Here is a 1,073-nt window from a genome sequence, read left to right as displayed (position 1 = left end):
CCCGCTAACGTCGCCACCGCCGGGGATAGTGCACTACCCTCTTCTCATACCCCTTCAGTCACTCTTTATTCCTTGCCGCAATCTCGGTTAATACCGCTTTCAGTTCCTCAAATCTCGCCATATGGGGACTCACCCGATATCGTTTTCCATTCTTTAAATGAATTAAAAACCCCGTACCTCCTTCAGGAAACGTTCTCGTCTGAGACATCAGCTTATTGATTTTAAAATCGTTGATTGCTAGCAAGTCTTCCGGATAAAAATAGACTTTACGGTTGAAATACAAGCGAATAAAAATGTCGTTCTCGTTAAATTTGATACATTGGACGGTTTGCAATGCATAAAAGATGCTACCCCCTAACCATATAACAATCCATGTCATTAGAAAAAAAATAAACCATGTCGTTAAATAATCTTCACTTATTGAGGGTGTCGCAGTTACTAATAAATAAACACCTATCATTTGAAAATAAAAGAAAAATAAAAAACCAAGAGGCATAAACCAAATCATAAACCCGTAGCCCCCATGAATAACATCTTCATATTGATTATTTTGTACTGTTATACCAACGCTCATAAAACACGTCTCCTAATTTATTAATGACTGTCGAAGGACCAAAACTCACAATGGCCGCAGGAATAAGTGGCATGCCATACGTTAAACAAGCCGTCACACCGCCCGCATAAGCCGCCACACCTATTTTTGTTACACTAATAGGCGTCTTATTTTCGCCAAATTTTTCTATGACTTGACCCACCGAGTTGGATGCTGCTCCGGCAACAGCGCCTAACCTAATGGTGTTTTTAAATGTTGCAGGTGATTTAAAACCAAAGATAAAACTCGCCCCCGCCCCAATCACCGCACTACGCCAGGGATGCGCATCCGCGGTAGACAGTGCCGAGAGAAACGAGGACGTTCCCCCGACAGCGGCATTTAACGTATGCTTGGCAATAACCCCTTTATACTCCGTGAGAAAATGAACCGTTTGTTTCGAATAACTGGCGGCACTTTCAATCACTTTACTATCCCGGGTCAACTGCATGGCCGCCATGACCGGTCTGGTTTTTCCTAACCA

2 protein-coding genes are annotated in these 1,073 nt (G+C 42.8%); both read right to left on the bottom strand.

The features are described 5' to 3' along the window. Positions 1-58: 58 nt before the first annotated feature. Positions 59-574, bottom strand: a complete 516-nt coding sequence (locus T345_RS0113110) for a hypothetical protein (protein WP_028389696.1) — start codon at positions 572-574, stop codon at positions 59-61. Continuing rightward, a partial coding sequence (locus T345_RS14420) for a hypothetical protein (protein WP_035919124.1) occupies positions 546-1,073 on the bottom strand: 528 nt, incomplete at its 5' end. The genes T345_RS14420 and T345_RS0113110, both read right to left, overlap by 29 nt.

This window comes from Legionella fairfieldensis ATCC 49588 (assembly GCF_000621525.1).
Taxonomy (GTDB): Bacteria; Pseudomonadota; Gammaproteobacteria; order Legionellales; family Legionellaceae; genus Tatlockia; species Tatlockia fairfieldensis.
The sequence above is the reverse complement of the archived record's forward strand: the minus strand, read 5'-3'. Positions and strand labels throughout refer to the sequence as shown.